Below are 15,222 nucleotides of genomic sequence, written 5' to 3'. Positions count from 1 at the left end.
CCGGTATGACGCAGACGATGGTGCACCGAGTGCAGCCGGGGGAACTGGACCGGGCCGCCGCGACCGTGGGCGAGGCCTTCCTCGACGAGGTGGTGAGCACGTGGGTGCTCCCGGACCCCGTGCAGCGCAAGCAGATCCTGCCGCAGCAACTGCACGGCACGGTGGTCAAGGCGATGGACCGCGGTGAGGTGCTCACCACCGCCGACTTCGGTGCCGTCTCGCTGTGGATCGACCGCGAGGCCGGGGAAACCGAGCACGAGCGGATCCCGGACGACCTCGAAGTCCCCGCCGAGTTCAGCGAAATCCTCAAGCGCGGCATGCTCGTCGACGAACTGACCGAGGCCCGGCACCCGACGCACACCGCGCACGTCTACCTGCAATGCATCGGCGTGCTGCCGAGCCATCGCGGCCGCGGCCTCGGCAGCGCACTGCTGCGCGACAAGCTGGCCCGCACCGACGCCGCCAAACTCCCGGTGTACCTGGAGGCCAGCTCGACCCGCAACCGCGCGCTGTACCTGCGTCACGGCTTCGAACTCAGCGGTGACCCGATCCGCTTCCCGGACGGACCCGAGATCTACCCGATGTGGCGGGAACCCTCACCGCAGGTGTGAGGCGCCGTTCAGGTCGAGCACGGCACCGGAGGCCCACGCCGCGTCGGCGGAAGCGAGGTAGACGACCGCCGCCGCCACCTCCTCCGGTGAGCCCACGCGGCCGAACGGGCTCTGCCCGCGCAACTGCTCGCCCTGCTCCCCGTCGAGCCGGTCCGCGACGCGGCTGGTCGCGGTGAAGCCCGGCGCCACCGACGCGACCGCGATGCCGTGTGGTGCCAGGGAAACCGCCAGCGACTGGCCGAACGCGTGCATCGCCGCCTTCGAAGCGCCGTAGGCCGGGTGGTCGGGTTCGCCGCGGTACGCCCCGCGCGAGCCGATGTTGACCACCCGGCCGGGCGCACCGCGCTCGATCATGTGCCGCGTCACGCAGTAGGTGAGATTGGCCGTGCCGAAGACGTTCACCCCGACCATGCGCTGCCAGGCGGCCTGCCAGTCCTCATAGGACACTGACGCCACGGCGTGCGCGTTCTCCGGACCGGTGGCCACGGCCGCGTTGTTCACCAGCACGTCGACGCCGCCGAGCTGCTCCTCGGCTTCGTCGGCGAGCCCCCGCGCGGCCACCGGATCGGCCAGGTCACCGGTCAGCAGCACGTGCCCGGAGCCGGACAGCTCGGCCAGCGTCTTCTCGGCGGCCGCCCGGTTCGATCCATAGTGGACGGCCACGCGGTCGCCCAGCGCGGCGAAGGCGGTCGCCACCGCCCGGCCGATCCCGCTCGACGAACCGGTGACCAGTACGCCTCGGCTCATCGGGTGGTCGCCCAGAACACGGCCTTGCCCACCTGCGCGTACAAGCCCTTGGGGTGCGCGCGGAACAGCGGCTCGGTGCCGAACAGCACCGTCTTCGCCCCGCTTTCGTCCACACCGGACACCACCGAGGCGGCACCGGCCGCCTGCGCCGGGCCCTGACCGGCCTCGTTCGGCAGCCAGTGGCCCGCGGCGAGCGGGTTCTGCTCCGCGTACCGCTGTTCGGCGGTCACGCCCGCGCCGAGCCCGGTGAACCACAGCGGCGAGTAGACGAACGAGCTTTCCGGTGCGCCGGAACCGATCGGCCCGGTCCCGTTGGTCACCGAGACCACGCCGTTGGCGTCCTCGCGCCCGGCCACCGCGGTCACCGGCAGCAGCCCGGCGTCGGTGTTGAACGCCGCCCCGGTCGCGCCGCGGGTGATCACACCACCACGCTGGAACAGCCGTTTGACCGAGTTCTTGGCCGCCGCGTTCAGCCCGCGGTAGTTCAGTCCGGAAGAGACGAACAACGCGTCCACCCGGCTCAGGTCGAACCCGTTGTTGAGCACCTGCGTGGAAACCGGGCGCACCTCGAAACCGAGTTCCCGCAGCACCAGCAGTTCGTCGGCGGCCACCGCGCCGGCGAGCACCGGCTTGCGCATCAGCGGGCCGCGGTCACCGGCGGGCGCCGCGGTGAAGCGCACGCCGAGGTTCTTCGCCACCTCCAGCACGGCGACGCGTTCCGAAGCGGGCACCACCACCGTGCCGTCGGCCTGCTGGTGCACCGGACGTCCCTGGCCCAGCAGGGTGTTCACCGCGAGCACGTCCTTGCCGTCGGCGACGGTGAGCGCCAGGTCCTGGCCGGGCGCCGCGTCCACCCCGCCGGTCGGCGCGGCGATGGTCACCGGCGTGGTGCGCACGTTCGGCGCCTCGGTCTTCGAGATGTCCACCGAAGCTCCCCAGAGCAGGCGGTGGCTCCAGCCCGAGATGTCGTACATCACCTCGACCTTGCCGGAGATGTCGGCCCCGGTCTCCAGCATCACGTTCGCCAGCGCGCGCTTGGGCTGGTGCATGTCCACGAGGTACGAACCGGCCGGGTAGCTCTTGCCCGCCAGCTGGAAGTCCGCCTCCGCGCGCTGCACGCGCACGTCGTTGGCGACCAGGTGGTCGACCAGCCGCGCCGCGGCGGGCGCCGAGCGCTGGCCCGCCCCGGCCGGGAGCACGTAGGCGCGCGGGAACTCCGTGGTGTAGCGGTCTTCCGGGCCGAAGCCGGGCACGAACCCGTCCGGCAGCTGGCGCTGCGGTTCACCGGCGGCACCGCGGCGGAAGATCTCGATCTGGTTGTCGATCAGCTCGGTGCGGTGGGTGTCCGCGTAGTCGATGGTGGTGCGGATGGTCGCCTCCACCACGTCGGTGTTGATCTTCGAGCGGCGCTGCAGTTCCTCGGCGGGCAGGTTGTAGGCGTCGTTGTTGACGCGCTGCGGGACCTCGATCGTGTAGGACACCGCGCCGTGGTACATCGAGTACTGCGCGGTGTAGATCGGTGCCCAGCCGTCCCAGACGCCCGGCTCGTAGTCGCGGAACGGGATCTCCGGCTTGGCCGCCTCGGGGTGGCCGAGCGCCTGCACCGCCTTCTCCATCGCCAGGCCGTTCTCGTAGCCGTGCTTGATGTAGAGGTCGAAGTCGTAGTTCTGGCCGTGCGGCGGGGTGGTCGGCTCGATCAGCGTGTTCTCCACGTACCCGTGCTCGTCGAGCATCATCACCGGCTGCTTGCCCATGACGATCTCGCGCATCGCCCGGGTCTCCGGCTGCGAGGCGGTGACGAAGTCGCGGTTCATGTCGAAGCCGCTCGCGTTCGCGCGGGTACCGGCCACGCGGCCGTCCGGGTTGGCGGTGAGGTTGAGGTAGATCCGGCTGCGCTTGAGCAGGTCCAGCGCGGCCTGGTCGTTCGTGGTGGCCAGGTACTCGATCACGCGCAGCGCGCCGTCGGTGCCTTCCCACTCGTTGCCGTGGATGTTGTTGTTGATCCACACCGGGGTCTTGTACCCGGCGCGCAGGGCGGTGTCGCGGGCCGCGCGGCCGGGATCGTTCTCGATCTTGTCGCGCCACATGTCCTGGATCTTGCTCTGCGCCGCGTTCTCCGGCGCGGTCAGCGTGACCAGGTACAGGTCGCGGCCGAGGCCGGACTGCCCGGCGACCTCCACCGAGATCCGGTTGCTGCGCCGCTGCAGGTCGTTCAGCTTCGGCGCCAGCGCGTGGTACGGCGAGAGGCCGAGCTTGATCGACTTGTCCGCCGGGTCGGCCGGGTAGGTGCGCAGGTCGGTCTGACGCGGGTAGCCGCCGCGATCGCCGCGCGGCTTGTTCTCCCCGGCCGTCGCCGCGCGCAACTGCGGCGGCGCGTCGGTCGCGGCGACCTGGTTGCGCTCGGGACCGTAGCCCGGCTCGCGGTGGGACTGGCCGGGTGGCGGTGCCGCGGGGGCGGCGAGCGCCGGAGCGGTGGTCACCGACAACCCGGCGACCACAGCCAGTACCAGCGCACGAGCGGAACGCGAAAACGACACGGGCCACCTCCACGAGCGGAAAGTGCGGTCAGTCTTTCGGCTCGCTAAGGAGTTGGCAAGGGTGCTTTGTCAGCCGCCGAAGAGTTGGGCGACTTTTCGGAAGAGCTCCACCACGCCGTAGAGGAACGGCAGGCCCACCCAGATCCAGGCGAAGATCATCAGCCCGGTGCGCTTCGAGTCCATCACGCCTCCTTGCCGGCGCCCGCCGGGGCGGCGACCGGTTCGTGGTACTTCTCACTGACCGGGCGCACCAGCTCGTTGGCCACGAAGCCGAGCACGAGCAGCCCCATCATGATGTAGAGCGAGGTCCCGTAGAGCGCCGGACCGTCCTTGCCCGCCGACTTCTGCCCGTCGGCGATGGCGTTCACGATCAGCGGCCCGAGCACCCCGGCGGTGGACCAGGCGGTCAGCAGCCTGCCGTGGATCGCGCCCACCTGATAGGTGCCGAACAGGTCCTTCAGGTACGCCGGCACGGTGGCGAACCCGCCGCCGTAGAACGACAGGATCACCATCGCGCAGAGCACGAACAGCAGCTTCGAGGTGTTCGTGGTCAGCGCGATCACCAGGTACATCAGCGCGCCCACACCGAGGTAGAGCCGGTAGATGTTGCGGCGGCCGACCAGGTCCGAAGTGGACGACCAGACGAACCGGCCGAGCATGTTGGTCAGCGACAGCAGCGCCACGAACCCGGCGGCCGCGGCGGCGCCGACCGGGACCGAGGTGCCCTCGAAGAAGTCGGTGATCATCGGCGCGGCCTTCTCCAGGATGCCGATGCCCGCGGTCACGTTGAAGCAGAGGATCACCCACAGCAGCCAGAACTGCGGGGTCCTGATCGCGTTCTTCGCCGACACGTTCGCGGTGGTGATCATCCGCCCGGCCGCGGCCTCCTTCGGCTGGTAACCGTCCGGCTTCCAGTCGTCGGCGGGCACGCGGACCAGCAGCACGCCCAGGGTCATGAACAACGCGTAGACCACACCGTGCACGGCGAAGGTGGTGGCGATGCCGCCGGTGTCGTCACCGAAGGTGCGCAGCATCTGCGTCGACCACGGCGAGGCGATCAGCGCGCCGCCGCCGAAGCCCATGATGGCGATGCCGGTGGCCATGCCCGGCCGGTCCGGGAACCACTTGATCAGGGTGGACACCGGCGAGATGTAGCCGATGCCGAGCCCGATGCCGCCGAGCCCGCCGTACCCGAGTACCACCAGCCAGTACTGCGAAGTGGCCACGCCGAGCGCGGAGATCAGGAAGCCGGAGGAGAAGCAGACCATCGAGACGAACATCGCCCAGCGCGGGCCGTTCTTCTCCACCAGCGTGCCGCCGAAGGCCGCGGACAGCCCGAGCATCACGATGCCCAGCTGGAACGGCAGCGCGCTTTGCGTGCCGGTCAGGTCGAGCGACTTCTCCAGCGGCGGCTTGAACACGCTCCACGCGTACGCTTGACCGATAGACAGGTGCACGGACAGCGCGGCGGGCGGGATGAGCCAGCGGCTCCAGCCGGGTGGGGCGATGGTGCGGGAGCGCTCGAGGAACCCGACGGCCATGAGGGGCCTCCCTAGACTTGATACTTAGCTGCCGCAATGTATTACCGATCAGCCCCGAGCGCACCACTGGGATTCCACCGAACGCGGGAGGCGGAAATGGGACGCGTGACCGTGCGTAAGCCCGTGCTGAAGTTGACCACCCGTGGTGAACGCACCCGGCCGGACGTGCTGGCCGCCGAGGAGCCACTGGAGATCCGGGTGGGCGGGCGCGCCCTGGCGGTGACAATGCGCACACCCGGCCACGACGTCGAACTGGCGCACGGCTTCCTGCTCTCCGAGGGCGTGCTCGGCAGCCGGGAGGACGTCCGCACCGCCCGCTACTGCGACAGCGTCGACGACCACGGGCGCAACACCTACAACGTGCTGGACCTGGCGCTGGCCGAGGGCGTGCCCGCCCCGGACACCGGCGTCGAGCGGAACTTCTACACCACCTCCTCCTGCGGGGTCTGCGGCAAGGCCGCGCTCGACGCGGTCAAGCTGAAGACCCGGTTCGCCCCGGGCGGCAGCGAGTTCGCGCTGACCGCCGACCTGCTGGCGAAGCTCCCCGACCAGCTGCGCGCGCGGCAGAAGGTGTTCGACGCCACCGGCGGCCTGCACGGCGCCGCGTTGTTCGACGCGAGCGGTGAGCTGCTGGTCGTGCGGGAGGACGTGGGCAGGCACAACGCGGTCGACAAGGTGCTCGGCTGGGCGCTGCTCGAAGGCCGGGTCCCGCTGCCGGGCGCCGGGCTGCTGGTGTCCGGGCGGGCCTCGTTCGAGCTGGTGCAGAAGGCCGCGATGGCCGGGCTGCCGATGCTCGCCGCGGTGTCCGCGCCCTCCTCGCTCGCCGTCGAACTGGCCGAGGAAAACGGCATCACGCTGGTGGGTTTCCTCCGCGGCGAGAGCATGAACATCTACACCCGCGACGAACGCGTCCTTCGTCACTGAAACTGGCGGATTTCGGGGCGAAACACTCTCGGCACCTGCGACGATGTGGAAGTCGAGGGTCGGCTCCGCACACGACGCACCCGCGTCCTGGCGCCCGGCTGGGGGCACGGAACGGCAGGACGGCGAGTGGACGGCGGGGAGGGCTCAACCGGGCGAGGGCCGGCTGAGCACGACGACGGCGAGCGGCGCGGGAGGCGCCGGTTCAGCCGCCGTTCGGTGCTGCTGGCCGGTGGCTCCGCGCTCGGAGTCGCCGGAGTGGCCGCCTCGGGCGCCACCGGCGTCCTGCCGTTCAGCGAAGCGATGCAGCGCGCGCTGGGCGTCGCCTCCTCCAACCCGGCCACCGAACTGGGCGTGACCAGGGTCGAACGGGTCTACTCGGCGGCCCGTGGCCGCGACGTGGACCTGGTGTTCATGCTGCCGTCGAAGAACCCGCAGCGCGGCCTGCCGATCTCGCTCTACCTGCACGGCCGCGGCGGCTCGGGGCGCCGGTCGGCGCCCGGCGGCCTGGTCAACCAGCTCAGCGGCGAGGTCGCCCGGCGAGCGGTCCCGGCCTACGGCTTCCTCGCCGTCGACGGCGGGCCCAACAACTACTGGCACGAGGTCGTGCCCGGTGACGACCCGATGCGGATGCTCCTGGAGGAGGTCCCGGTCTGGCTGGCCCAGCGCGGCCTCGGCGGGGCCGACGGGGTGCCGTTCGCCTGCGCGGGCACCTCGATGGGCGGGTTCGGCGCGCTGCTCTACGCCCGGCGGCGGGCGCAGCGGCGGCAACCACCGGCGGCGGTCGCGGCCGTCTCCCCCGCGCTGATCACCTCCTGGGCCGAGATGAGCAAGCGCAACGCCTTCCGCGACGCCGCCGACTGGGCCTCGATGGACCCGCTCAAGCACCTCGAGGACCTCCGCGGCATTCCCACCGGCGTCTGGTGCGGCACCGAGGACTCGTTCATCGGCGGAGTGCGCCAGTTCATCGCCGAAGCGAAGCCCAAGGTCGGCCACACCGCCCGCGGCAAGCACGGCGAGGCGTTCTTCCGCAGCGTGGTGCCGGGCCTGGTGAGCTTCCTCGGGAAGCACGCACCGGCCCGCCCGGCCTGACTCAGGAAACGGCCGCGCGGGCCTCGTCCTGGACCAGCCGGAAGTAGATCCGGGTCTGCGTGCCGTCCGGGCCGGTGTGCACGCGGACCAGGTCCGACAGGAAGTTGACCATCAGCAGGCCCCGCCCGTTCGGCTGGCTCGGGGTGGCCGGCCGCCGACCGGCCAGCGGGTCGGTGATGTGCCCGGCGTCGCGGATCTCGCAGATCACCGAGTCGTCCTCGCGCCACACCCGCAGCACGCCGGAACCGCGCCCGTGGCGCAGGCTGTTCGCGCACAGCTCCCCGACCACCAGCGTCAGGTCGAGCACGCGGTCCCCGCCGAGGCCGTACGCGGCGGCGCGCTCACCGGCGAACCGGCGCACCCCGCTCAGCCCGGTCCGGTCGAACGAGAGCACCCAGGGGATGTCCGCCGGCGCCGGGAACGGCTGGTTGTAGCGGTCGACCACCTGCTCCGGCGAGAACGACTTGCTCGCCCACGTGCCGTAGTGATCGCGCAGCTCGGGGTGCGTGCACGCGGCCTCGTCGAGGATCCACGGCTCCAGGCCCTCGGCGTCGTACGGGCACAGCACGGCACCCGCCCGGCCGGAGAAGGAGAGGTTGATCAGCGCCTCGTGCTGGGCGCACGCCGCGTACTCCACCGGCGTCCGGCCCGGCCAGATCGGCTCGCCGATCAACCGCACCGGGCCCTCGTGCCGATCGGCGAAGTCGCGCAGCACGCCGGGGATGATGCGCCCGGGGTTGCGGCCCGCCTCGGTCATGTCGATCAACCGCACACGCTGCCGCGCGCTCTCGTCGAGCGCCTCGCTGAGCCAGGTCAGGTGCTCGCCGGGCAGGGCGGCGGCCACCGGCTCCCCGGCGGCCAGGCCGTCGGTGACAAAGGGGACGGTACCGGCCAGGAACTCGTCACGGCCGCGGTAGAACAGGGCCGGATGACTGAACACATTCACAACGCTTCCACCAGAGAACGTCTCGGACGGCGATTGTCCAGCTTAGCCGGTGAATCCCCGGGCGCTACCGGTCTAATGCGTTGGCTACGAAACCCATCAGCCAGAAACCACCCAGAGTTCCACTCAGCAGCACCACCCACCAGCCCAGCAGCCGCGGCGGCGCCTCGGTCCGCCGCACCTGCCACAGGCCGAACGCGCCGAGCAGGTAGAGCGGCACCGGGGTGAGCGTCAGCAGCGACTGCCGGGTGGTGGTGGCGATCACGCACAACACCACGAGCAGCACCAGCACCCCGCCGAAGATGCGGTGGTTCAGCGGGTGGGCGAGCCTGCCGACGGTCACCAGCCGCTGCGGCAGGTCGCCGAACTGGGATCTTTCCGGGCTGGTCAGGCGGACTTCTCCCCGCGCTCGCTACGCTGCCGCCGCGACGGCTGGCGGGAGACGATGGTCGGGTTCACGTTCTCGCGGACGGTCTGCTCGGTGATCACGACCTTGGCCACGTCGTCGCGGCTGGGGATGTCGTACATCACCGGCTGGAGCACCTCCTCCATGATGGCGCGCAGGCCGCGGGCACCCGTGCCGCGCAGCATCGCCTGGTCGGCGATGGCCTCCAGCGCCGTCTTGGTGAACTCCAGCTCGACGTTGTCCATCTCGAAGAGCTTCTTGTACTGCTTGATCAGCGCGTTCCGCGGCGTGGTCAGGATCGAGACCAGGGACTCCTTGTCCAGGTTGGTCACGCTGGCCACCACCGGCAGACGGCCGATGAACTCGGGGATCAGCCCGAACTTGATCAGGTCCTCCGGCATGGTGTCGGAGAAGATGTCGCTGTTCTCGATCTCAGACTTGGTCCGGATCTCCGCGCCGAAGCCGAGGCCGCGCTTGCCGACCCGCTCGTTGATGATCTTCTCCAGCCCGGCGAACGCGCCGGCCACGATGAACAGCACGTTCGTCGTGTCGATCTGGATGAACTCCTGGTGCGGGTGCTTGCGGCCGCCCTGCGGCGGCACCGAGGCGGTGGTGCCCTCGAGGATCTTCAGCAGCGCCTGCTGCACGCCCTCGCCCGAGACGTCCCTGGTGATCGAGGGGTTCTCCGACTTGCGGGCGATCTTGTCGACCTCGTCGATGTAGATGATGCCGGTCTCGGCGCGCTTGACGTCGTAGTCGGCCGCCTGGATCAGCTTCAGCAGGATGTTCTCGACGTCCTCGCCCACGTAGCCTGCCTCGGTCAGCGCGGTGGCGTCGGCGATGGCGAACGGCACGTTCAGCAGCTTGGCCAGCGTCTGGGCCAGGTAGGTCTTGCCGCAGCCGGTCGGCCCGAGCATCAGGATGTTGGACTTGGCCAGCTCCACCGGCTCGTCCTTGGAGTCCTTCGGCCCGGTCTTGTCGTCGGACTGGATCCGCTTGTAGTGGTTGTAGACCGCTACCGCGAGCGTGCGCTTGGCCTCGTCCTGGCCGATGATGTAGCGCTCGAGGAAGTCGTGGATCTCGGCCGGCTTGGGCAGCTCGTCGAGCTTGACGTCGCCCGCTTCGGCCAGTTCCTCCTCGATGATCTCGTTGCAGAGATCGATGCACTCATCACAGATGTACACGCCGGGTCCGGCGATGAGCTTCTTCACCTGTTTCTGGCTCTTCCCGCAGAAAGAACACTTCAGCAGGTCTCCGCCGTCACCGATCCGTGCCATGACCGTGGACCTCGTCCCCTCCGGTGCGCTCGGGTGCACCTGACTTCTCTAGCCTGCCCGTCGCGACGGGACTCTGACGCGTATTCCACAGACGGTACCCGCCCGGCGCGTCCTACGGGAGGACCTGAGCGGTACTAGGCGCGCCGGAAGAGGCCATCGGCCGGAACACCGGTACGATCACGCGCTCGCGTGACCCCGGTGCCCCGGCCTGATCGCTCAGTTCTCCGCCGAGGCCTTGCGGTAGGGCAGCACCTCGTCGATGATGCCGTACTCCTTGGCCTGGTCGGCGGTGAGGATCTTGTCCCGCTCGACGTCGTCGCGGACCTCTTCCAGCGACTTGTTCGTGTGCTTGGCCAGCGTGGTCTCCATCAGGCGCCGCACGCGCTGGATCTCCGCGGCCTGGATCTCCAGGTCCGAGACCTGCCCGTAGGTGCCCTCGGTGGCGGGCTGGTGGATCAGCACGCGCGAGTTCGGCAGCGAGAACCGCTTGCCGGGGGTGCCCGCGGCCAGCAGCACCGCCGCGGCCGAGGCGGCCTGGCCGATGCACATGGTGACGATGTCCGGCCGGACGTACTGCATGGTGTCGTAGATCGCCATCAGCGCGGTGAACGAGCCACCGGGCGAGTTGATGTAGATGGTGATGTCGCGGTCCGGGTCCTCGTGCTCCAGGTGCAGCAGCTGGACCATCACGTCGTTGGCCGAGGCGTCGTCGACCTGCACGCCGAGCATGATCTGGCGCTCTTCGTACAGCTTGTTGTACGGGTTCGACTCCTTGATCCCGTAGCTGGTCCGCTCCACGTAGGAGGGCAGCACGTACCGGGACTGGGGAAGGTGCAAGTTGCTCATCTCGATCTCTCCTCTACCTTCCCGGTCAGCTGTTCGAAGCCGGCAGCGGGTTGTCCCGGGTGAGCACCTGGTCGACGAAGCCGTACTCCCTGGCTTCCTCGGCGGTGAACCAGCGGTCGCGGTCCGCGTCCTTGGTGATCTGCTCGAAGGTCTGCCCGGTCTGCTCCGCGGTGATCCTGGCCAGCTCCTGCTTCCACTTGCCGAACACCTCGGCCTGGATGGCGATGTCGGAGGCGGTGCCGCCGACACCCGCCGAGGGCTGGTGCATCAGGATGCGGGCGTGCTGCAGCGCGAAGCGCTTGCCGGGCGTGCCGGAGGAGAGCAGGAACTGCCCCATCGACGCGGCCAGGCCCATGGCGTAGGTCTGCACGTCGGGCTTGATCAGCTGCATGGTGTCGTAGATGGCGAAGCCCGCGGTCACCGAGCCGCCGGGCGAGTTGATGTAGAACCGGATGTCGGACTCGGCGTCCTCCGCCGACAGCAGCAGCAGCTGCGCGGTGATCCGGTTCGCGACCTCGTCGTTGACCTCGGAGCCGAGCACGACGATGCGCTCGGCGAGCAAACGCTCGAACACCGAGTCGGTCAGGTTGAGTCCCGCGGTGCTGGTCCGCCCCTCGGGCAAGTGGTGCGTCACGTGTGCCTGCCTTTTCGCCGGTTCAGATCTTGTAATCGACCCTAACGAACTCGGGCGGGTCGGAATGCCCGACACCGCCCAAGTTCGCTCAGAGCATTACTTCTGGGTTGCGGTCTCTTCCGCCGCCGGAGCCTCGGTGGTCTCAGCGCTCTCGCCGGCCTCCGCAGTCTCCTCCGCACCACCGAACAGATCGCTCAAGTCCAGCTCGGCCCCGTCCGCACCGGTGACCGTGGCCCCGCGCACGACGGTGGCCAGCGCCTTGCCGCGGCGGACGTCGGCGTAGATCGCGCCGAGCTGGCCGGACTGCTGGGCGCGCTGCACGTACTCGTCCGGGCTGACGCCGAAGCGCTGGGCCTGGTAGATGATGCGCTCGGTGAGCTCGCCGTCGTTGACGTCGACGCCCTCCTTCTCGGCGATGGTGTCCAGCAGCAGCTGCGTGCGGACGGCCTTCTCCGACTCCTCGCGCGCCTCGGTCTCGAACGCCTCGACCGTGGTGCCCTGCGCCTCCAGCGACTTCGCCCAGGCGGCCTCGTCGTGGTCGAACGGGTGGATCGCGTCGTGCTTGCGGCTCTCGATCTCGCCCTCGAGCACCTTCTCCGGGATCGGCACCTCGGTGGTCTCCAGCAGCGCCTCGAGCACCTTGTCGCGGGCCTGCACGCCCTGCTGCATGCGCTTCATCCTGGACAGGCGCTCGCGCAGGTCGGCCTTCAGCTCGTCGAGCGTGTCGAACTCGCTCGCCAGCTGGGCGAACTCGTCGTCGGCCTCGGGCAGCTCGCGCTGCTTGACCGACTGCACGACCACGCTGACCTCGGCGTCCTTGCCGGCGTGCTCACCGGCCACCAGCTGGGTGGTGAAGGTCTTGGTCTCACCGGCGCTCGCGCCGATGATCGCGTCGTCGATGCCGTCGACGAGCTGGCCGGAGCCGATCTCGTAGGACAGGCCGGTGGTGGAGGCGTCGGGCACCTCTTCACCGTCGACGGTGGCCGAGAGGTCGACCGAGACGAAGTCGCCGTTCTCCGCGGGGCGCTCGACGCCGGTGAGCGTGCCGAAGCGGGCGCGGAGCTGGTCCAGCTCGGCGTCGACCTCGGCGTCGTCCAGCTCGACGTCGTCCACGCTGACCGAGATGCCGCTGTAGTCGGGCAGTTCGATCTCGGGCCGGACGTCGACCTCGGCGGTGAACTCCAGCACGTCGCGGTCCTCGAGCTTGGTCACCTCGAAGTCGGGACGGCCCAGGGTGCGCACCTCACCGGCCTGCACGGCCTCCAGGTACTTGGCCGGGATGACCTCGTTGACGACCTCGTCGAGCACCGGCGCGCGGCCGATCCGGCTCTCCAGCACGCGGGCGGGCACCTTGCCCGGCCGGAAGCCGGGGATCCGAACCTGCTGCGCGATCTTCTTGTAGGCGCGGTCGAAGTTCGGCTTGAGTTCGTCGAACGGCACCTCGACATTGATCTTGACTCGCGTCGGGCTGAGCTGCTCGACGGTGCTCTTCAACTTCTTCTCCTCGAGCCGTGACGGTGTTGGGACAGGGGTGTTGCGCGATCCTTGGCGGATGGCCCCAGGTCACAGGTGGACCGGGACGCCCGAGTCTAGGCCAGCGCCCGGCCGCCGCTGTGGGCGGGCGGGACCTACCGCGTAACTCACTCTTGTCCGACATCACCCATTCGGGTCACAGTTAGCGGTGTCGTAACGCTGTTGTACCGCTGTGCGGGTGGCAAGGGGGTGGAGTGTGGGCGCTATGGGCACGGTGCGTGAGCTGCCCGCCCCCGGGGTCAGCCTGCCGTTGGTCGCCGGGCCGACGGTGGCGCTGTTCGCCGGCGGCGCCTCGGTCTGGGCGCTGGGCGCCTGGCTGGCGCTGGCCGGGCCCGCCCCGTTGTGGGTGACCATCGTGCTCCAGTCGGTGGCCACGGTGATGATGTTCACCGTCGCGCACGAGGCGATGCACCACGCGGCCGGGCGGCTGACCACGGTCAACGCCCTGCTCGGTCGCCTGGCCATGCCGTTCGTCGCCGCCTACGGCGCGTTCCCGCCGGTGCGCCACCTCCACCTGGAGCACCACCGCAGCCCGGGCGGCCGGGCCGACGTGGCCGGCTGGACCGCCCGCGCGCCCGGCTGGCAGCTGCCGCTGCGGTGGCTGACCGTCGACTTCTGGTTCATGCGCCACTACCTCGGCCGGATGCACCACCGCCCGGCGCGCGAGGTGCACGAGACCACCGCGGTGGCCACGCTGGCCTTCGGCGCGATGTCCACCGCGATCGCCGGCGGGTACGGCTGGGAGCTGCTGGTGCTGTACCTGGTGCCGCAGCGGATCGGGCTCGCGCTGGTGGTCGTGCTGTTCGACTGGTTCCCGCACCGGGGGCTTCCCGCGTGCCCCGGCCCCGACCGGCTGCGCGTGGCCTGGGTGCACGCGGGGCTGGAACGGCTGGCCGGTCCGCTCACCCTCGGCCAGAACTACCACCTGGTGCACCACCTGCACCCGGCGATCCCGTTCTACCGGTACCGGCGGGTGTGGCTGCGGAACGTGGAGGCCTACCTCGACCTCGGCGTGCCGGTGCGCGCGTGGAGCGGCCGGGAGCTGACCGCCGAGGAGTACCGGGCCTCGCGCTGGTTCCCGCCGCGGCCCGCCGCCGAGCCACCGGCCGAGCCGCCACCGCGGCGGCTGCGCGTGTTCCACTCGCTGCTGGTCACCGAGGTCGAACGGGTCGGCGCGGACGCGGCGGCGGTCCGGTTCGCCGTGCCGGACGAGCTCACCGGAACCTTCGACTACCTGGCCGGGCAGCACGTGACCGTGCGCGCGCTGGTCGACGGGGTGCCGTTGCGCCGCAGCTACGCGCTGTGCCCGGCGCCGCGCGGGGAGCTCCGGATCGCGGTGAAGCGGGTCGAGCGCGGGCCGTTCTCCACCGTGGTGACCAACACGCTGCGGCCGGGCGACCGGCTCGACGTGCTGCCGCCGGCCGGGGAGTTCACGCTCGAACCGGACCCGCGGCGGTCGCGGCACTACGTCGGGCTGGCCGCGGGCAGCGGGCTGCCGCCGATCCTGACCATGTTCGCCACCGCGCTGGAGACCGAGGCGCACAGCCGGGCCACGCTGCTCTACGTCAACCGGAATGGCTCGACGACCATGCTGGCCGACGAGGTTTCGGCACTGGCGAAGCGATTCGACGGCAGGCTGCGGGTGGTCCACTACCGCACCGACGAGCAGGACCCCGAACTGCGCAAGGGGCGCGACTTCCAGCCGGTCGACGCGATCAGCGAGGTGCTCGCGGTGACGCACGAGCAGTTCGTGCGGGGACGGCTGGACACCGCGCGGCTGTCCTCGCTGCTGGACGGGCGGCTGCACCCGGCCAAGGTGGACGAGTGGTTCGTCTGCGCCCCGCGGACGCTGGCCGAGCACACGCTGCGGGTGCTGGCCGAGCACGACGTGCCCGCGGAGTGCGTCCACCACGAACCGTTCGATGTGGACACCGAACCGGCACCGGCCGCCGAACTGCTCGGCCGCCGGGCCGACCCGCCCATCCGGCTCGCCTGAGCTTTTCGCGTGGATTTCTCTCACCGAATGGAAACAGGTGATTCAATACCGCGCCCGCATTCCGCGTTGTGAATGTCCAAGATAACCGGCCGGACACGAAAAAGCCCAGGTCAACTGGGCCATCCGGGTATATTACGA

Annotated in this window: 13 protein-coding genes; 4 read left to right on the top strand and 9 right to left on the bottom strand. The window is 70.1% G+C overall.

The window, feature by feature from the left end; translation table 11 throughout:
- Positions 1 to 5: 5 nt before the first annotated feature.
- Positions 6 to 611, top strand: a complete 606-nt coding sequence (locus JYK18_RS21190) for an N-acetyltransferase (RefSeq protein WP_206803665.1) — start codon at positions 6 to 8, stop codon at positions 609 to 611.
- Here JYK18_RS21190 and JYK18_RS21185 read toward each other — a convergent pair.
- The 3 genes from JYK18_RS21185 to JYK18_RS21175 form a co-directional block, all read right to left on the bottom strand.
- Entirely contained in the window at positions 597 to 1,358 is a 762-nt protein-coding gene (locus tag JYK18_RS21185; protein ID WP_206803664.1) for an SDR family NAD(P)-dependent oxidoreductase, read from the bottom strand. The two genes, JYK18_RS21190 and JYK18_RS21185, sit on opposite strands and share 15 nt — an antisense overlap.
- Positions 1,355 to 3,895 carry a M14 family zinc carboxypeptidase gene (locus JYK18_RS21180; protein WP_307795977.1) on the bottom strand — a complete coding sequence of 847 codons (2,541 nt, stop codon included), beginning with the start codon at positions 3,893 to 3,895 and terminating at the stop codon, positions 1,355 to 1,357. Before JYK18_RS21180 ends, JYK18_RS21185 begins: the two co-directional genes overlap by 4 nt.
- A gap of 182 nt (positions 3,896 to 4,077) precedes the next feature.
- Positions 4,078 to 5,436 (bottom strand): OFA family MFS transporter, encoded by a 1,359-nt coding sequence (locus JYK18_RS21175; RefSeq protein WP_206803663.1) that lies wholly within the window; start codon positions 5,434 to 5,436, stop codon positions 4,078 to 4,080.
- A gap of 96 nt (positions 5,437 to 5,532) precedes the next feature.
- Here JYK18_RS21175 and fdhD point away from each other — a divergent pair, with 96 nt between their 5' ends.
- Together fdhD and JYK18_RS21165 are read left to right on the top strand one after the other, a co-directional pair.
- Positions 5,533 to 6,360 (top strand): formate dehydrogenase accessory sulfurtransferase FdhD, encoded by an 828-nt coding sequence (fdhD, locus tag JYK18_RS21170; RefSeq protein WP_206803662.1) that lies wholly within the window; start codon positions 5,533 to 5,535, stop codon positions 6,358 to 6,360.
- 216 nt (positions 6,361 to 6,576) lie between these two features.
- Entirely contained in the window at positions 6,577 to 7,449 is an 873-nt protein-coding gene (locus tag JYK18_RS21165; RefSeq protein ID WP_307796014.1) for an alpha/beta hydrolase-fold protein, read from the top strand.
- A gap of 1 nt (position 7,450) precedes the next feature.
- Here the strand turns inward: JYK18_RS21165 and JYK18_RS21160 are convergent, their stop codons facing one another.
- From JYK18_RS21160 to tig, 6 genes are all read right to left on the bottom strand, one after another.
- Positions 7,451 to 8,389, bottom strand: coding sequence for a sensor histidine kinase (locus JYK18_RS21160; protein WP_307795976.1), 939 nt, complete (start codon positions 8,387 to 8,389; stop codon positions 7,451 to 7,453).
- A 70-nt stretch (positions 8,390 to 8,459) separates the two neighbouring features.
- Positions 8,460 to 8,735 (bottom strand): hypothetical protein, encoded by a 276-nt coding sequence (locus JYK18_RS21155; RefSeq protein WP_206803659.1) that lies wholly within the window; start codon positions 8,733 to 8,735, stop codon positions 8,460 to 8,462.
- Between the two features lie 44 nt (positions 8,736 to 8,779).
- Complete coding sequence (clpX, locus tag JYK18_RS21150; protein ID WP_113696774.1) at positions 8,780 to 10,075, bottom strand: ATP-dependent Clp protease ATP-binding subunit ClpX; 1,296 nt, start codon at positions 10,073 to 10,075, stop codon at positions 8,780 to 8,782.
- A 216-nt stretch (positions 10,076 to 10,291) separates the two neighbouring features.
- Entirely contained in the window at positions 10,292 to 10,921 is a 630-nt protein-coding gene (locus JYK18_RS21145; protein ID WP_153035081.1) for an ATP-dependent Clp protease proteolytic subunit, read from the bottom strand.
- A 25-nt stretch (positions 10,922 to 10,946) separates the two neighbouring features.
- Positions 10,947 to 11,555 carry an ATP-dependent Clp protease proteolytic subunit gene (locus tag JYK18_RS21140; RefSeq protein ID WP_206803658.1) on the bottom strand — a complete coding sequence of 203 codons (609 nt, stop codon included), beginning with the start codon at positions 11,553 to 11,555 and terminating at the stop codon, positions 10,947 to 10,949.
- A 96-nt stretch (positions 11,556 to 11,651) separates the two neighbouring features.
- A complete protein-coding gene (gene tig, locus JYK18_RS21135) occupies positions 11,652 to 13,049 on the bottom strand; it encodes a trigger factor (protein WP_206803657.1) in 1,398 nt (465 codons plus the stop codon).
- Between the two features lie 244 nt (positions 13,050 to 13,293).
- Between tig and JYK18_RS21130 the strand changes: the two genes are divergently transcribed.
- A complete protein-coding gene (locus JYK18_RS21130; RefSeq protein WP_206803656.1) occupies positions 13,294 to 15,084 on the top strand; it encodes a fatty acid desaturase in 1,791 nt (596 codons plus the stop codon).
- The last annotated feature ends 138 nt before the right edge of the window (positions 15,085 to 15,222 follow it).

Origin of the sequence: Amycolatopsis sp. 195334CR, from assembly GCF_017309385.1 — a bacterium.
GTDB lineage: Bacteria > Actinomycetota > Actinomycetes > Mycobacteriales > Pseudonocardiaceae > Amycolatopsis.
Note: the sequence above shows the minus strand (reverse complement) of the source record. Positions and strands in the feature narration are given on the sequence as shown.

Excerpts from the sequence above, each read along its gene's own strand:
- JYK18_RS21185 (WP_206803664.1), bottom strand. The coding sequence starts at position 1,358 with ATGAGCCGAGGCGTACTGGTCACCGGTTCGTCGAGCGGGATCGGCCGG.
- JYK18_RS21190 (WP_206803665.1), top strand. The coding sequence starts at position 6 with ATGACGCAGACGATGGTGCACCGAGTGCAGCCGGGGGAACTGGACCGG.
- fdhD (WP_206803662.1), top strand. The coding sequence starts at position 5,533 with ATGGGACGCGTGACCGTGCGTAAGCCCGTGCTGAAGTTGACCACCCGT.
- JYK18_RS21145 (WP_153035081.1), bottom strand. The coding sequence starts at position 10,921 with ATGAGCAACTTGCACCTTCCCCAGTCCCGGTACGTGCTGCCCTCCTAC.
- clpX (WP_113696774.1), bottom strand. The coding sequence starts at position 10,075 with ATGGCACGGATCGGTGACGGCGGAGACCTGCTGAAGTGTTCTTTCTGC.
- JYK18_RS21130 (WP_206803656.1), top strand. The coding sequence starts at position 13,294 with ATGGGCACGGTGCGTGAGCTGCCCGCCCCCGGGGTCAGCCTGCCGTTG.
- JYK18_RS21175 (WP_206803663.1), bottom strand. The coding sequence starts at position 5,436 with ATGGCCGTCGGGTTCCTCGAGCGCTCCCGCACCATCGCCCCACCCGGC.